The 15,336-nt window shown below is 42.5% G+C and carries 19 protein-coding genes; all 19 read left to right on the top strand.

Annotation, left to right across the window (positions count from 1 at the left end; genetic code table 11):
- Nucleotides 1-27 precede the first annotated feature (27 nt).
- The 19 genes from rpoC (at nucleotide 28) to rplN (ending at nucleotide 15,328) form a co-directional block, all read left to right on the top strand.
- Nucleotides 28-3,627 (top strand): DNA-directed RNA polymerase subunit beta', encoded by a 3,600-nt coding sequence (gene rpoC, locus ACSSTM_RS11100; RefSeq protein WP_437404175.1) that lies wholly within the window; start codon nucleotides 28-30, stop codon nucleotides 3,625-3,627.
- A 145-nt stretch (nucleotides 3,628-3,772) separates the two neighbouring features.
- The gene (locus tag ACSSTM_RS11095; RefSeq protein WP_034665612.1) at nucleotides 3,773-4,021 is read left to right on the top strand and encodes a 50S ribosomal protein L7ae-like protein; all 249 of its coding nucleotides are present in this window, start codon (nucleotides 3,773-3,775) and stop codon (nucleotides 4,019-4,021) included.
- 112 nt (nucleotides 4,022-4,133) lie between these two features.
- A complete protein-coding gene (gene rpsL / locus ACSSTM_RS11090) occupies nucleotides 4,134-4,553 on the top strand; it encodes a 30S ribosomal protein S12 (RefSeq protein ID WP_003216962.1) in 420 nt (139 codons plus the stop codon).
- Between the two features lie 120 nt (nucleotides 4,554-4,673).
- Nucleotides 4,674-5,144, top strand: coding sequence for a 30S ribosomal protein S7 (rpsG, locus tag ACSSTM_RS11085; RefSeq protein ID WP_003216884.1), 471 nt, complete (start codon nucleotides 4,674-4,676; stop codon nucleotides 5,142-5,144).
- Between the two features lie 54 nt (nucleotides 5,145-5,198).
- Nucleotides 5,199-7,277, top strand: coding sequence for an elongation factor G (gene fusA / locus ACSSTM_RS11080; RefSeq protein ID WP_034665610.1), 2,079 nt, complete (start codon nucleotides 5,199-5,201; stop codon nucleotides 7,275-7,277).
- A gap of 118 nt (nucleotides 7,278-7,395) precedes the next feature.
- Nucleotides 7,396-8,586, top strand: coding sequence for an elongation factor Tu (gene tuf, locus ACSSTM_RS11075; protein WP_034283892.1), 1,191 nt, complete (start codon nucleotides 7,396-7,398; stop codon nucleotides 8,584-8,586).
- 110 nt (nucleotides 8,587-8,696) lie between these two features.
- On the top strand, nucleotides 8,697-9,656 hold the full coding sequence (locus tag ACSSTM_RS11070) for an alpha/beta fold hydrolase (protein ID WP_034665606.1): 960 nt from the start codon (nucleotides 8,697-8,699) through the stop codon (nucleotides 9,654-9,656).
- A gap of 218 nt (nucleotides 9,657-9,874) precedes the next feature.
- Nucleotides 9,875-10,183: a 30S ribosomal protein S10 gene (gene rpsJ / locus ACSSTM_RS11065; protein ID WP_003156464.1), complete on the top strand. Its 309-nt coding sequence runs from the start codon at nucleotides 9,875-9,877 to the stop codon at nucleotides 10,181-10,183.
- A gap of 37 nt (nucleotides 10,184-10,220) precedes the next feature.
- The gene (gene rplC / locus ACSSTM_RS11060) at nucleotides 10,221-10,850 is read left to right on the top strand and encodes a 50S ribosomal protein L3 (RefSeq protein WP_003217069.1); all 630 of its coding nucleotides are present in this window, start codon (nucleotides 10,221-10,223) and stop codon (nucleotides 10,848-10,850) included.
- Between the two features lie 27 nt (nucleotides 10,851-10,877).
- Nucleotides 10,878-11,501, top strand: coding sequence for a 50S ribosomal protein L4 (rplD, locus tag ACSSTM_RS11055; protein WP_007496312.1), 624 nt, complete (start codon nucleotides 10,878-10,880; stop codon nucleotides 11,499-11,501).
- Nucleotides 11,501-11,788, top strand: a complete 288-nt coding sequence (gene rplW / locus ACSSTM_RS11050; RefSeq protein WP_003217016.1) for a 50S ribosomal protein L23 — start codon at nucleotides 11,501-11,503, stop codon at nucleotides 11,786-11,788. The genes rplD and rplW overlap by 1 nt, the downstream gene beginning before the upstream one ends.
- Before the next feature lie 28 nt (nucleotides 11,789-11,816).
- Nucleotides 11,817-12,650, top strand: a complete 834-nt coding sequence (gene rplB / locus ACSSTM_RS11045; protein ID WP_007496314.1) for a 50S ribosomal protein L2 — start codon at nucleotides 11,817-11,819, stop codon at nucleotides 12,648-12,650.
- 57 nt (nucleotides 12,651-12,707) lie between these two features.
- Entirely contained in the window at nucleotides 12,708-12,986 is a 279-nt protein-coding gene (gene rpsS / locus ACSSTM_RS11040; RefSeq protein WP_003216920.1) for a 30S ribosomal protein S19, read from the top strand.
- Nucleotides 12,987-13,003: 17 nt separating this feature from the next.
- Entirely contained in the window at nucleotides 13,004-13,345 is a 342-nt protein-coding gene (gene rplV, locus ACSSTM_RS11035) for a 50S ribosomal protein L22 (protein ID WP_007496316.1), read from the top strand.
- A gap of 3 nt (nucleotides 13,346-13,348) precedes the next feature.
- Nucleotides 13,349-14,005: a 30S ribosomal protein S3 gene (gene rpsC, locus ACSSTM_RS11030; RefSeq protein ID WP_003217241.1), complete on the top strand. Its 657-nt coding sequence runs from the start codon at nucleotides 13,349-13,351 to the stop codon at nucleotides 14,003-14,005.
- A 1-nt stretch (nucleotide 14,006) separates the two neighbouring features.
- Nucleotides 14,007-14,441 (top strand): 50S ribosomal protein L16, encoded by a 435-nt coding sequence (rplP, locus tag ACSSTM_RS11025; protein WP_003156478.1) that lies wholly within the window; start codon nucleotides 14,007-14,009, stop codon nucleotides 14,439-14,441.
- Nucleotides 14,431-14,631, top strand: coding sequence for a 50S ribosomal protein L29 (gene rpmC, locus ACSSTM_RS11020; RefSeq protein WP_003217155.1), 201 nt, complete (start codon nucleotides 14,431-14,433; stop codon nucleotides 14,629-14,631). Before rplP ends, rpmC begins: the two co-directional genes overlap by 11 nt.
- A gap of 25 nt (nucleotides 14,632-14,656) precedes the next feature.
- Complete coding sequence (gene rpsQ / locus ACSSTM_RS11015) at nucleotides 14,657-14,920, top strand: 30S ribosomal protein S17 (RefSeq protein ID WP_003216906.1); 264 nt, start codon at nucleotides 14,657-14,659, stop codon at nucleotides 14,918-14,920.
- A 39-nt stretch (nucleotides 14,921-14,959) separates the two neighbouring features.
- The gene (gene rplN, locus ACSSTM_RS11010; RefSeq protein WP_003216882.1) at nucleotides 14,960-15,328 is read left to right on the top strand and encodes a 50S ribosomal protein L14; all 369 of its coding nucleotides are present in this window, start codon (nucleotides 14,960-14,962) and stop codon (nucleotides 15,326-15,328) included.
- Nucleotides 15,329-15,336 lie beyond the last annotated feature (8 nt).

Below are 15,336 nucleotides of genomic sequence, written 5' to 3'. Positions count from 1 at the left end.
CCGAAGATTAAAAGGGAGGTAGGCCCCTTGCTAGATGTGAACAATTTTGAGTATATGAACATCGGTCTCGCATCACCTGATAAAATCCGTTCTTGGTCTTTTGGTGAAGTGAAAAAGCCTGAAACGATTAACTATCGTACACTGAAACCTGAAAAAGATGGTCTCTTTTGTGAACGTATCTTCGGACCGCAAAAAGACTGGGAATGTCATTGTGGAAAGTATAAACGCGTTCGTTATAAGGGTGTTGTATGTGACCGTTGTGGTGTAGAAGTAACACGGGCAAAAGTCCGTCGTGAGAGAATGGGGCATATCGAACTGGCTGCCCCAGTTTCCCACATTTGGTATTTCAAAGGTATCCCAAGCCGTATGGGTCTTGTTCTTGATATGTCACCACGTGCGTTAGAAGAAGTGATTTACTTCGCTTCTTACGTTGTAACAGATCCGGGCAACACACCGCTTGAGAAGAAACAACTTCTTTCTGAGAAGGAATTCCGTGCTTATTTAGATAAATACGGTAATACGTTCCAAGCAGCTATGGGTGCAGAAGCAATCAATAAACTTCTTCAAGATATCGATCTTGTAAAAGAAGTAGATACACTGAAAGAAGAGCTGAAAACTGCTCAAGGACAGCGTCGTACACGTGCGATTAAACGCCTTGAAGTGCTAGAAGCCTTCCGTAACTCAGGAAACAAACCATCATGGATGATTCTTGATGTACTTCCGGTTATTCCGCCAGAATTACGTCCAATGGTCCAGCTTGATGGTGGACGTTTTGCTACTTCTGACTTAAACGACCTTTATCGTCGTGTTATCAACCGTAACAATCGTCTGAAACGTTTATTAGATCTTGGTGCGCCAAGCATCATCGTTCAGAACGAGAAGCGTATGCTTCAAGAAGCTGTCGATGCCTTGATTGATAATGGACGTAGAGGCCGACCAGTAACAGGACCAGGAAATAGACCATTGAAATCTCTTTCTCATATGCTGAAAGGGAAACAAGGACGTTTCCGTCAAAACTTGCTCGGTAAACGTGTTGACTATTCTGGACGTTCCGTTATCGTCGTAGGACCTCATTTGAAAATGTATCAGTGTGGACTTCCGAAAGAAATGGCTCTTGAATTATTCAAACCATTCGTGATGAAGGAGCTTGTTGAAAAAGGTTTAGCTCACAACATCAAGAGTGCGAAGCGTAAAATTGAGCGCGTGCAGCCGGAAGTATGGGATGTTTTAGAATCAGTTATTCGTGAGCACCCAGTCTTACTAAACCGTGCACCGACTCTTCACAGACTTGGTATTCAAGCGTTTGAACCTACACTTGTGGAAGGACGCGCAATTCGTCTGCATCCACTTGTATGTACAGCCTACAACGCTGACTTTGACGGTGACCAAATGGCGGTTCACGTACCATTATCTGCTGAGGCTCAAGCTGAAGCTCGTATCTTAATGCTTGCTGCTCAAAACATTTTGAACCCGAAAGATGGAAAACCTGTTGTTACGCCATCTCAGGATATGGTGCTTGGTAACTACTACCTTACACTTGAGCGTAAAGGTGCTATCGGAGAAGGTATGGTCTTCAAAGATACTGACGAAGCCCTTCTAGCTTATCAAAATGGGTATGTGCATCTTCATACACGTGTAGCTGTTGCAGCTAGCTCGTTGAAGAATGTGACATTCACTGATGAACAGCGTTCTAAATTGTTGATTACAACAGTCGGAAAACTGATCTTTAACGAAATCTTACCGGAATCATTCCCTTACATGAATGAGCCGACAAAGAGCAATATTGAAGAAAAAACGCCTGACCGCTTCTTCCTTGAAAAAGGTGAGGATGTCAAAGCTGCGATCGAGAAACAAGAAATCAATGCGCCGTTCAAAAAAGGTATTTTAGGTAAAATCATTGCGGAAATCTTTAAGAGATTCCATATCACTGAGACATCTAAAATGCTTGACCGCATGAAAAATCTTGGTTTCAAATACTCTACTAAAGCGGGTATTACGGTTGGTGTGTCTGACATCGTCGTATTAGATGATAAGCAGAAGATCCTCGAAGAAGCACAAGCAAAAGTAGATAACGTCTTGAAGCAATTCAGACGTGGTTTGATTACTGAAGAAGAGCGTTACGAGAGAGTCATTTCGATCTGGAGTTCTTCTAAAGATGTCATCCAAGGTAAACTGATGAAGTCCCTTGATGAAGTCAACCCAATCTACATGATGAGTGACTCTGGAGCGCGTGGTAACGCATCTAACTTCACTCAGCTGGCTGGTATGCGTGGTCTGATGGCCAACCCGGCTGGACGTATCATTGAACTTCCGATTAAATCTAGTTTCCGTGAAGGTTTAACCGTATTGGAATACTTTATTTCCACTCACGGAGCGCGTAAAGGTCTTGCCGATACAGCCCTTAAAACAGCTGACTCAGGTTACCTTACGCGTCGTCTCGTCGATGTTGCACAGGATGTTATCATCCGTGAAACAGATTGCGGTACAGACCGTGGTATCTTGGCGAAGTCCATTAGAGAAGGAAATGAAATTATTGAGAAGCTTGAAGAACGTCTGATCGGACGTTTTGCAAGAAAACCAATTGTTCATCCTGAAACGGGCGAAGTCATTGTGGACGAAAACGAACTAATTGATGAAGATAAAGCACTTGAAGTAGTTGAAGCAGGAATTGAGGAAGTATGGATCCGTTCTGCATTTACATGTAACACGCCTCATGGTGTATGTAAACGATGCTACGGCCGTAACCTTGCAACTGGTACTGACGTTGAAGTCGGTGAAGCAGTTGGAATCATCGCTGCTCAATCAATCGGTGAGCCAGGAACACAGCTTACAATGCGTACGTTCCACACCGGTGGGGTAGCAGGAGACGATATCACACAAGGTTTACCTCGTATCCAAGAGCTATTTGAAGCGCGTAATCCGAAAGGGCAAGCGACCATTTCTGAAATTGATGGTGTCGTTGCTGAAATTAACGATGTTCGTGACAAGCAGCAGGAAATTGTGGTACAAGGCGACGTTGAAACTCGTTCTTACACAGCTCCTTACAATGCGCGTCTGAAAGTTGTTGAAGGTGACAAAGTCACTCGTGGTCAAGTACTGACAGAAGGTTCGATCGATCCGAAAGAACTTCTTAAAGTGACTGACATGACAGCTGTTCAAGAATATCTGCTTCATGAAGTACAAAAAGTATACCGTATGCAAGGGGTAGAAATCGGAGATAAGCACGTTGAGGTAATGGTTCGCCAAATGCTTCGTAAAGTGCGTGTCGCTGATGCAGGGGATACAGATGTATTACCAGGCACACTTCTTGATGTACATCAATTCACTGAAGCGAACAAAAAAGTACTATACGAAGGCAAACGTCCTGCAACAGGCCGTCCAGTTCTTCTTGGTATTACAAAAGCATCGCTTGAAACAGACTCATTCTTGTCTGCGGCATCCTTCCAAGAAACGACTCGTGTCCTAACAGATGCGGCGATCAAAGGAAAACGTGATGAACTGCTTGGCTTGAAAGAGAATGTTATCATCGGTAAACTTGTTCCAGCTGGAACAGGAATGCCAAACTACCGTAAAGTTAAGCCGGTTTCACAAGTGCAGCCGTCTGACGATATGGTTCCTGTAGAGTAATCTTTCTCGTGAGATTCCTATAAAATCATCAAAAAATGGTGAAGGATGTCAAGATAATCTGTCATATGATATTGACATCCTTCTGCCATGATGATAATATAACCAAGGTGCTCAAAATAAAACCTGTTACTTTGGAGGATATTCGATGTCTTATGATAAAGTATCACAGGCTCAATCCATTATTATTGGTACGAAGCAAACAGTAAAAGCTCTGAAACGAGATTCAGTAAAGGAAATCGTCGTAGCGAAAGATGCTGATCCTGCTTTAACAGCTAGTGTAATAAAACTAGCGCAAGAGAAGGGTGTAGACATTTTAGTGGTAGATTCCATGAAAAAGCTCGGCAAAGCCTGCGGAATTGAAGTTGGGGCAGCAGCTGTTGCCATTATGTTATAGCGTACTTGTTTTGTTTTTGCATGTGTAAATGCAAAAGCATTGTTTTTTGCCTTTTGATGAACCACCTGGGTATGTGGGTTATAAAAAAAGCAACGAAGGGAGGAATAACAACATGCCTACAATTAATCAGCTAATACGCAAAGGACGCGTGAGTAAAGTTGAAAACTCAAAGTCTCCTGCACTTAACAAAGGATACAACAGTTTCAAAAAAGAGCACACTAACGTAACATCTCCACAGAAGCGCGGGGTTTGTACTCGTGTCGGTACAATGACACCGAAAAAACCAAACTCAGCACTACGTAAATATGCTCGTGTACGTTTGTCTAACCTGATTGAGGTAACAGCTTACATTCCTGGTATCGGACATAATCTACAAGAGCACAGTGTAGTACTTATCCGTGGCGGACGTGTAAAAGACTTACCGGGTGTACGTTACCACATCGTTCGTGGTGCGCTTGATACTGCCGGAGTTGACGGTCGTATGCAAGGACGTTCTAAATACGGAACAAAACGCCCTAAACAAAGCAAATAATACAAACAAACATAAGGGTTTTTAGAAGTTGATATCAGATCAGTGGAGTCAGGCAACTGACAATGATATTGAGATGAGAGACAGATAGAAATCCTTTTAAATGAGAAGGGAGGCTATCAGATGCCACGTAAAGGTCCTGTAGCAAAAAGAGACGTATTGCCAGATCCAATTTACAATTCTAAACTTGTATCTCGTTTGATCAACAAAATGATGATCGACGGTAAAAGAGGAAAGTCACAAACAATTCTCTACAAGTCATTTGATATCATCAAAGAACGTACTGGTAATGAAGCGATGGAGGTTTTCGAACAAGCCTTGAAAAACATCATGCCAGTTCTTGAAGTTAAAGCACGTCGTGTAGGTGGAGCCAACTACCAAGTTCCTGTAGAAGTTCGCCCAGACCGTCGTACTACTTTAGGTCTTCGCTGGTTAGTAAACTACGCTCGTCTTCGTGGAGAAAAAACGATGGAAGAGCGTCTTGCTAACGAAATCCTTGACGCAGCTAACAACACTGGTGCTGCTGTTAAGAAACGTGAAGATACACACAAAATGGCAGAAGCGAACAAAGCATTCGCTCACTACCGCTGGTAGGATTTATACCAAACTAAAAAAACTATTCCCTAATAAGGAAGGAGAAATTACCCAATGGCAAGAGAGTTCTCCTTAGACAAAACTCGTAATATTGGTATCATGGCTCACATCGATGCCGGTAAAACGACAACGACTGAGCGTATCTTATACTACACTGGTCGTATCCATAAAATTGGCGAAACTCACGAAGGAGCTTCCCAAATGGACTGGATGGAGCAGGAGCAAGAACGTGGTATTACAATCACTTCTGCTGCTACTACAGCACAATGGAAAGGTTACCGTGTAAACATCATCGATACACCAGGACACGTAGATTTCACAGTTGAAGTTGAACGTTCTTTACGTGTACTTGATGGTGCGGTTACTGTTCTAGATGCACAATCAGGTGTAGAGCCACAAACTGAAACAGTTTGGCGCCAAGCAACAACTTACGGAGTACCTCGTATCGTATTCATTAACAAAATGGATAAAACAGGTGCGGACTTCCTTTACTCTGTAGGCACATTAAGAGATCGTCTTCAAGCGAACGCTCATGCAATTCAATTGCCGATCGGCGCTGAAGATCAATTCGAAGGAATCATCGACCTTGTAGAAAACGTAGCATACTTCTACGAAGATGACCTTGGAACTCGCTCTGATGCACAAGAAATCCCTGCTGAGTATAAAGACAAAGCTGAAGAGCTTCGCAACAGCCTAATTGAAGCTGTCGCTGAGCTTGACGAAGAGCTTATGGAAAAATACCTTGAGGGTGAAGAAATTACAATTCCTGAATTGAAAGCTGCAATCCGTAAAGGAACGTTGAATGTTGAATTCTATCCAGTTCTTGTTGGATCTGCTTTCAAAAACAAAGGTGTTCAGCTTGTACTTGACGCTGTGCTTGATTACCTTCCTGCACCAACTGATGTTGCTGCAATCAAAGGTACCTTGCCAGATTCAAATGAAGAGGTTGTACGTGAGTCTACTGATGACGCACCATTCGCAGCCCTTGCTTTTAAAGTAATGACTGACCCTTATGTTGGGAAACTAACTTTCTTCCGTGTATACTCTGGAACACTTGATTCTGGTTCTTACGTGAAGAACTCTTCTAAGAACAAGCGTGAGCGTGTTGGACGTATCCTTCAAATGCACGCAAACAGCCGTGAAGAAATTTCTACTGTATATGCAGGGGATATCGCAGCAGCTGTAGGTCTTAAAGATACATCAACTGGTGACACTCTTTGTGACGAGAAAAGTCTTGTTATCCTTGAGTCTATGGAATTCCCAGAGCCAGTTATCGATGTAGCAATCGAGCCTAAGTCTAAGGCTGACCAAGATAAAATGGGTATCGCTTTAGCTAAACTAGCTGAAGAGGATCCAACTTTCCGTACACAAACAAACACTGAAACTGGTCAAACGATCATCTCTGGTATGGGTGAGCTTCACCTTGATATCATTGTTGACCGTATGAAGCGTGAGTTCAAGGTTGAAGCTAACGTAGGAGCTCCTCAAGTTGCGTACCGTGAAACATTCCGTTCTGGTGCAAAAGTTGAAGGTAAATTCGTACGTCAGTCTGGTGGACGCGGTCAGTTCGGACACGTTTGGATCGAATTCGAACCAAACGAAGAAGGCGCAGGCTTCGAATTCCAAAATGCAATCGTCGGTGGGGTTGTTCCTCGTGAATACATTCCAGCTATTCAAGCAGGTCTTGAAGATTCACTTGAAAATGGTGTATTAGCTGGATTCCCATTAATCGACATCAAAGCAAAATTATTTGATGGATCTTACCACGATGTTGACTCTAACGAAATGGCGTTTAAAATTGCTGCATCTATGGCATTGAAAAATGCTGTCAGCAAATGTAACCCAGTTCTACTTGAGCCAATGATGAAAGTGGAAGTCGTTATCCCTGAAGAATACATGGGAGACATCATGGGTGATATCACATCTCGTCGTGGACGTGTAGAAGGTATGGAAGCTCGCGGTAACGCTCAAGTTGTTCGCGCAATGGTTCCACTTTCTGAAATGTTCGGATATGCAACTGCACTCCGTTCTAATACACAAGGACGCGGTACTTTCACTATGCACATGGATCACTACGAAGAAGTGCCTAAGAGCATCAGTGAAGAAATCATCAAAAAAAATAAAGGTGAATAATTGATTTTGCCTTTAAACTAAAGTATAACTACTATTGAAGATCAGAAAGTGAGAGGTAACTCTTCACTTTCTATCACTCTATACCAAATACAATGAACCTTTAAGGAGGATTTTTAGAATGGCTAAAGAAAAATTCGACCGTTCCAAATCGCATGCTAACATTGGTACAATTGGACACGTTGACCATGGTAAAACAACTCTAACTGCTGCTATCTCAACAGTTCTTCATAAGAAATCTGGTAAAGGTACGGCTATGGCTTATGACCAAATCGATGGTGCTCCAGAAGAGCGCGAGCGTGGAATCACAATCTCAACAGCACACGTTGAGTATGAAACTGAAACTCGTCACTATGCACACGTAGACTGCCCAGGACACGCTGACTATGTTAAAAACATGATCACTGGTGCTGCTCAAATGGACGGCGCGATCTTAGTAGTATCTGCTGCTGATGGTCCAATGCCACAAACACGTGAGCACATCCTACTTTCTCGTAACGTAGGTGTACCATACATCGTAGTATTCCTTAACAAATGTGACATGGTTGACGATGAAGAGTTACTTGAACTTGTTGAAATGGAAGTTCGTGACCTTCTTTCTGACTATGACTTCCCTGGTGACGATGTACCTGTTATCAAAGGTTCTGCTCTTAAAGCTCTTGAAGGTGATGCTGATTACGAAGCAAAAATCTTTGAACTTATGGATGCAGTTGATGAGTACATCCCAACTCCAGAGCGTGACACTGAGAAGCCATTCATGATGCCAGTTGAGGACGTATTCTCAATCACTGGTCGTGGAACAGTTGCTACTGGTCGTGTTGAGCGTGGACAAGTTAAAGTCGGTGACGAAGTTGAAATCATCGGTCTTCAAGAAGAAAACGGTAAAACAACTGTTACAGGTGTTGAAATGTTCCGTAAGCTTCTTGACTATGCTGAAGCTGGTGACAACATCGGTGCACTACTTCGTGGTGTATCTCGTGAAGATATCCAACGTGGTCAAGTACTTGCTAAACCAGGTACAATCACTCCACATAGCCGTTTCAAAGCTGAAGTTTATGTACTTTCTAAAGAAGAGGGTGGACGTCATACTCCATTCTTCGCTAACTACCGTCCGCAGTTCTACTTCCGTACAACTGACGTAACTGGTATCGTACATCTTCCAGAAGGTACTGAAATGGTAATGCCTGGCGATAACACTGAGATGGAAGTTGAACTTATCTCTACTATCGCTATCGAAGAAGGAACTCGTTTCTCTATCCGTGAGGGTGGACGTACTGTAGGTTCTGGCGTCGTTTCAACTATCATTAAGTAATAAAACATATAAAAGAGACTCCTTGCAAAAGGGTCTCTTTTTTTGCTTTTCCAGATCAGAACGGCTACTATAAGCTATAGAATCTAATTGGAACCGAGAGGATCACTGGAATGACGAAGATATATTTGAAGAAATGGTTAATCGGCGGGGTTGACCAATGGATTATGATCAAAGAAGATCACACAAATGAAGCGAAGCCTGTTCTTTTATTTTTACACGGTGGGCCCGGCTCCGCTCAAATCAGCTATATCGACTCGTTTCATGAGGAACTTAATCAAGATTTTACAGTAGTTCATTGGGATCAGCGAGGGGCAGGACTTTCCTATCAAAAGAATCTTCCCGATACTTCCATGACCATTCAGCAATTTATTGAAGATACGATTGAACTGACAGAGAAAGTCCTTTCATATCTAGGTCAATCAAAATTGTACATCGCAGGATATTCATGGGGATCATTAATCGCCATACAAGCAGTACATAAGCGTCCAGATCTATATCATGCTTATTATGGAATTAGTCAGGTAGTAGATGTATTAAAAGAAGATATTGTGTCGTACGAGCTCCTTTTGGAGAAATACCATCGGAATCGGTTGTTTACTTGGTGCCTGCGATTACTGACGCCTCCTCCGTGGAAACGAATATCAGCTCATGCTCTGTTCTCTCTCTATAAAGAGCTCGGAAGCGTAGGTCTCACACATAGGTGGAGGCCGCTTATTCAAATGCTGCGCGGATTTCTTTTTAGTAAGGAATATCAGCTGAAAGATAAGTGGAAATTCCTTAAAGGACAGAAGTTTAGTCAGGACATGCTATGGGATGAATTGATGAATGAGAGCATTGAATACCGAGTTTCTACTATATTAATACCTTGCTACTTTATCATTGGAGAATATGACATGATTACACCAGCTGCTGTATCAAAACCATATGTTGATCAATTAACAGCACCAATCAAAGAATGGTTCACCTTTAAAGAATCTGCACATTCCCCGCACCTAGAAGAACCAGAAAAATTCATCCGTACCATAAAAAAGACTGCTGTACATCATCTTCAGGGAAAGCTTGATTTATAGGCTGAACCCCTGTATAATATGAAAAGTGTGCAAATCATAAATTTATCCGATTTATTATTGCAACACGCAGGCCAATTTGGTACAATAGTGCATGTTGGTCTTTGACTGCGATGAAGTGAGAGGTTGCTGACACACCCGGCCGCTTTGCCATGGCAAGGTGATCAGGTTTTTCTCACGGAGAACTGTCTAACGTAAGTAGGCGAAAAGGAGGGAAAATAATGGCAAAACAAAAAATTCGTATTCGTTTAAAAGCATATGATCATAGAATTCTTGATCAATCTGCTGAGAAGATTGTTGAAACGGCTAAGCGTTCTGGTGCTAGTGTATCTGGTCCAATCCCGCTTCCAACTGAAAAATCAGTTTACACAATCCTTCGTGCGGTGCATAAGTACAAAGATTCTCGTGAGCAATTTGAGATGCGTACTCACAAACGTCTAATCGACATCGTGAATCCAACTCCGCAAACAGTTGATGCACTTATGCGTTTAGATTTACCATCTGGTGTAGATATCGAAATCAAACTTTAATTCAAATAGAAAACACATATTATAGGAGGTGTGACTAATGACCAAAGGAATCTTAGGTAGAAAAATTGGTATGACGCAAGTATTCGCAGAAAACGGTGATCTTATCCCTGTAACTGTTGTTGAGGCTGCTGCTAACGTTGTTCTTCAAAAGAAGACTGCTGACACGGATGGCTATGAAGCAATCCAAATCGGTTTTGACGACAAACGTGAAAAGCTTTCTAACAAACCAGAGAAGGGCCACGTTGCTAAAGCGGAAACTGCTCCTAAGCGCTTCGTAAAAGAATTACGCGGTGCGGAGTTAGATGCGTATGAAGTTGGTCAGGAAGTCAAAGTTGATATTTTCGCAAATGGAGATATCGTAGATGTAACAGGAACATCAAAAGGTAAAGGATTCCAAGGGGCTATCAAGCGCCACGGACAATCACGCGGACCAATGACTCACGGCTCACGTTACCACCGTCGTCCTGGTTCAATGGGACCTGTTGATCCAAACCGAGTATTCAAAGGTAAACTTCTTCCAGGTCGTATGGGCGGAGAGCAAATCACTGTCCAAAACCTTGAGATCGTTAAAGTTGATGCAGAACGCAATCTACTATTGATCAAAGGAAATGTACCAGGAGCTAAAAAATCTCTAGTAACTGTAAAGAGTGCAGTTAAATCTAAATAACTCTCTTAGGAAAGGAGGAAACAAGTCATGCCAAAAGTAGCATTATTTAACCAAAACGGTTCTACTAACGGTGAAATCGAATTAAACGCTTCTGTGTTTGGAATCGAGCCAAACGAAAGCGTAGTATTCGATGCTATTCTTATGCAAAGAGCTTCCTTACGTCAAGGAACTCATAAAGTAAAAACTCGTTCTGAAGTACGTGGCGGAGGTCGTAAGCCTTGGAGACAGAAGGGTACAGGTCGTGCTCGTCAAGGTTCTATTCGTTCACCACAATGGCGCGGAGGCGGTATCGTATTCGGTCCAACACCACGCAGTTATTCATATAAATTACCTAAAAAAGTTCGCCGCTTGGCTATCAAGTCAGTATTGTCTTCTAAAGTAATCGACAACAACATCATCGTTCTTGAAGATTTGACTCTTGATGCAGTGAAAACGAAAGAATTCGCAGGCATCCTTAAAGGATTATCTGTTGAGAAGAAAGCGTTGATCGTCACTGCGGATGCAAACGAAACAGTTGCTTTATCTGCTCGTAACATCCCTGGAGTAACAGTTGTTGAAGCTAACGGTATCAACGTTCTTGACGTTGTCAACCACGACAAACTTCTGATCACTAAAGCAGCGGTTGAAAAAGTAGAGGAGGGACTTGCATAATGAAAGATCCTCGTGATGTTCTAAAGCGCCCTATCATTACTGAACGTTCTGCTGATCTAATGACAGAGAAGAAGTACACGTTCGAAGTTGATGTCAGAGCTAACAAAACAGAAGTGAAAGACGCTGTTGAAGAAATCTTTGGAGTGAAAGTTGAGAAAGTCAACGTTCAAAACTACAAAGGAAAATCTAAACGCGTTGGACGCTACACTGGTATGACTAGCCGTCGCAGAAAAGCGATCGTGAAATTAACTGCTGACAGCAAAGAAATCGAAATTTTTGAAGCGTAAATCTTAAAAAGAAGGAGGGAAATTCAAAATGGCGATTAAAAAGTATAAACCAACCAGTAATGGTCGTCGTGGCATGACTACTTCAGATTTTGCTGAAATCACGACTGACAAACCAGAAAAATCGTTGCTTGCACCGCTTCACAGAAAAGGCGGACGTAACAACCAAGGTAGATTGACTGTTCGTCATCAAGGTGGCGGTCATAAACGTCAATACCGTATCATCGACTTTAAGCGTGATAAAGACGGTATACCTGGACGCGTTGCTACAATCGAGTATGATCCAAACCGTTCAGCGAACATCGCTCTTGTAAACTATGCAGATGGTGAGAAACGTTACATTCTTGCTCCGAAAGGAATCCAAGTTGGTACTGAAGTTACTTCTGGACCAGAAGCTGACATCAAACCAGGTAATGCTCTTCCACTTATCAACATCCCAGTTGGTACAGTTGTGCATAACATTGAATTAAAACCAGGTAAAGGTGGACAATTAGTTCGTTCTGCTGGTACTTCTGCTCAAGTTCTTGGTAAAGAAGGTAAATACGTTCTTGTACGTTTGAACTCAGGAGAAGTTCGCATGATTCTTTCTGCTTGCCGTGCGACTATCGGTCAAGTTGGAAACGAGCAACACGAATTAATTAACATCGGTAAAGCTGGACGTTCTCGCTGGAAAGGCGTACGCCCAACAGTTCGTGGTTCTGTAATGAACCCTAACGATCACCCACACGGTGGTGGTGAAGGACGCGCTCCAATCGGACGTAAATCACCAATGTCTCCATGGGGTAAACCGACTCTTGGATTCAAGACTCGTAAGAAAACCAACAAGTCTGATAAATTCATTGTACGTCGTCGTAAAAACAAGTAACGGGGTTGTCTACGGTTCATTTAGGACCGTAGTTCAATCACGAAGGGAGGTTCCACAATGGCTCGCAGCTTAAAAAAAGGACCATTTGTTGATGATCATTTGATGGCTAAAGTCGAGAAATTGAATGAAACTGACAAAAAGCAAGTCGTAAAAACTTGGTCTCGTCGTTCTACAATTTTCCCACAATTCATCGGTCACACAATCGCTGTCTATGACGGACGCAAACATGTACCTGTTTTCATTTCTGAAGATATGGTAGGTCACAAATTGGGCGAATTCGCACCAAGCCGTACTTACAAAGGTCATGCTAGTGACGATAAAAAAACAAGACGCTAATGAGAGGAGGCTTTTAAATGCAAGCTAAAGCTGTCGCAAGAACAGTCCGTATTGCTCCTCGTAAAGCACGTCTAGTAATGGACCTGATCCGAGGTAAGCAAGTAGGAGAAGCAGTTTCTATCTTAAACCTTACACCTAAGGCTGCTTCACCAATTATTGAAAAAGTATTAAAATCTGCTATCGCAAACGCTGAGCACAACTACGAGTTGGACGCTAACAGCCTAGTGATTACTCAAGCATTCGTTGACGAAGGTCCAACACTTAAGAGATTCCGTCCACGTGCTATGGGTCGTGCGAGCGCAATTAACAAACGTACTAGCCACATTACAATCGTTGTATCAGAAAAGAAGGAGGGATAATCCGTGGGTCAAAAGGTAAATCCAGTAGGTCTTCGTATTGGCGTCATTCGTGATTGGGAATCTAAATGGTTCGCAGGAAAAGATTACGCTGACTTCTTACATGAAGACTTGAAAATCCGTGAATTCATCAGCAAGCGTTTGTCTGACGCGTCTGTTTCTAAAGTAGAAATCGAACGTGCTGCAAACCGCGTAAATATCACAATCCACACGGCTAAACCAGGTATGGTAATTGGTAAAGGCGGATCTGAAGTTGAAGCACTTCGTAAAGCTCTTAACAGCCTAACTGGCAAACGTGTACACATCAACATTCTTGAAATCAAGAGAGCAGATCTTGATGCTCAGCTAGTTGCTGAAAACATCGCTCGTCAACTTGAAAATCGTATTTCATTCCGTCGTGCACAAAAACAAACAATCCAACGCACAATGCGTGCTGGAGCACAAGGAATCAAAACAATGGTTTCTGGTCGTCTTGGCGGTGCAGATATTGCTCGTTCTGAATATTACAGTGAAGGTACTGTTCCGTTGCACACACTTCGTGCTGACATCGACTATGCTACTGCTGAAGCTGACACTACTTATGGTAAGCTTGGCGTAAAAGTATGGATCTATCGTGGAGAAGTCCTTCCAACTAAGAAGAATACTGCGGAAGGAGGAAAATAATATGTTATTGCCAAAACGCGTGAAGTATCGCAGAGAACATCGTGGGAAAATGCGTGGTCGTGCAAAAGGTGGCACTGAAGTACATTTCGGTGAGTACGGTATCCAAGCTCTTGAAGCTTCTTGGATCACGAACCGTCAAATCGAAGCTGCTCGTATTGCTATGACTCGTTACATGAAACGTGGCGGTAAAGTTTGGATTAAAATTTTCCCTTCTAAGCCATACACAGCTAAACCTCTAGAAGTCCGCATGGGTTCCGGTAAAGGTGCTCCAGAAGGATGGGTAGCTGTAGTAAAACCGGGCAAAGTTTTATTTGAAATTTCTGGTGTGTCTGAAGAAGTTGCTCGTGAAGCTCTTCGTCTTGCATCTCACAAATTGCCAATTAAAACGAAGTTCGTAAAACGTGAAGAAATTGGTGGTGAATCAAATGAAAGCTAATGAAATTCGTGACCTTACCACTGCTGAAATTGAACAAAAAGTAAAGTCTCTTAAAGAAGAACTTTTCAATCTTCGTTTCCAATTAGCGACTGGGCAGCTTGAAAACACTGCTCGCATTCGTGAAGTGCGTAAATCAATCGCACGCATGAAAACTGTGATTCGTCAAAGAGAAATCGCTGCTAATAAATAATAATTAGAGGGGAGGCCCCGCAAACATGAGCGAACGTAACCAACGTAAAGTGTATCAAGGTCGTGTTGTTTCTGACAAAATGGATAAAACCATCACTGTTGTAGTTGAAACATACAAAAAGCATTCACTTTATGGCAAACGTGTAAGATACTCTAAGAAGTTCAAAGCACATGATGAAAACAACCAAGCAAAAATCGGAGACATCGTAAAGGTCATGGAAACTCGTCCTTTATCTGCGACTAAACGCTTTCGTCTAGTTGAAGTTGTCGAAGAAGCCGTTATTATCTAATAAAGTTCGGATTTCTTTTTCCGAAAGGAGGTAACATTAATGATTCAACAGGAGACTCGTTTAAAAGTAGCTGACAACTCTGGCGCACGCGAAGTACTAACGATTAAAGTTCTTGGTGGCTCTGGACGTAAGACGGCTAACATCGGTGATGTCATTGTTTGTACGGTTAAACAAGCAACACCAGGAGGCGTTGTCAAAAAAGGTGAAGTTGTGAAAGCAGTTATCGTTCGTACAAAGAGCGGAGCTCGCAGAAACGATGGATCTTACATCAGTTTCGATGAAAATGCATGTGTCATTATCCGTGACGACAAGAGCCCGCGTGGAACTCGTATCTTCGGACCAGTAGCACGTGAACTTCGTGAAAACAACTATATGAAAATTGTTTCTCTAGCACCAGAAGTACTTTAATGAATACA

The organism is Bacillus sp. RK1064 (assembly GCF_051488405.1).
Lineage (GTDB): Bacteria > Bacillota > Bacilli > Bacillales > Bacillaceae > Bacillus.
The sequence above is the reverse complement of the archived record's forward strand: the minus strand, read 5'-3'. Positions and strand labels throughout refer to the sequence as shown.

Excerpts from the sequence above, each read along its gene's own strand:
- ACSSTM_RS11070 (WP_034665606.1), top strand. The coding sequence starts at position 8,697 with ATGACGAAGATATATTTGAAGAAATGGTTAATCGGCGGGGTTGACCAA.
- rpsS (WP_003216920.1), top strand. The coding sequence starts at position 12,708 with ATGGCTCGCAGCTTAAAAAAAGGACCATTTGTTGATGATCATTTGATG.
- rpsQ (WP_003216906.1), top strand. The coding sequence starts at position 14,657 with ATGAGCGAACGTAACCAACGTAAAGTGTATCAAGGTCGTGTTGTTTCT.
- ACSSTM_RS11095 (WP_034665612.1), top strand. The coding sequence starts at position 3,773 with ATGTCTTATGATAAAGTATCACAGGCTCAATCCATTATTATTGGTACG.
- rpsG (WP_003216884.1), top strand. The coding sequence starts at position 4,674 with ATGCCACGTAAAGGTCCTGTAGCAAAAAGAGACGTATTGCCAGATCCA.
- rplP (WP_003156478.1), top strand. The coding sequence starts at position 14,007 with ATGTTATTGCCAAAACGCGTGAAGTATCGCAGAGAACATCGTGGGAAA.
- rplV (WP_007496316.1), top strand. The coding sequence starts at position 13,004 with ATGCAAGCTAAAGCTGTCGCAAGAACAGTCCGTATTGCTCCTCGTAAA.
- rplN (WP_003216882.1), top strand. The coding sequence starts at position 14,960 with ATGATTCAACAGGAGACTCGTTTAAAAGTAGCTGACAACTCTGGCGCA.
- fusA (WP_034665610.1), top strand. The coding sequence starts at position 5,199 with ATGGCAAGAGAGTTCTCCTTAGACAAAACTCGTAATATTGGTATCATG.
- rplD (WP_007496312.1), top strand. The coding sequence starts at position 10,878 with ATGCCAAAAGTAGCATTATTTAACCAAAACGGTTCTACTAACGGTGAA.
- tuf (WP_034283892.1), top strand. The coding sequence starts at position 7,396 with ATGGCTAAAGAAAAATTCGACCGTTCCAAATCGCATGCTAACATTGGT.
- rpsL (WP_003216962.1), top strand. The coding sequence starts at position 4,134 with ATGCCTACAATTAATCAGCTAATACGCAAAGGACGCGTGAGTAAAGTT.
- rplB (WP_007496314.1), top strand. The coding sequence starts at position 11,817 with ATGGCGATTAAAAAGTATAAACCAACCAGTAATGGTCGTCGTGGCATG.
- rplC (WP_003217069.1), top strand. The coding sequence starts at position 10,221 with ATGACCAAAGGAATCTTAGGTAGAAAAATTGGTATGACGCAAGTATTC.
- rpmC (WP_003217155.1), top strand. The coding sequence starts at position 14,431 with ATGAAAGCTAATGAAATTCGTGACCTTACCACTGCTGAAATTGAACAA.
- rplW (WP_003217016.1), top strand. The coding sequence starts at position 11,501 with ATGAAAGATCCTCGTGATGTTCTAAAGCGCCCTATCATTACTGAACGT.
- rpsJ (WP_003156464.1), top strand. The coding sequence starts at position 9,875 with ATGGCAAAACAAAAAATTCGTATTCGTTTAAAAGCATATGATCATAGA.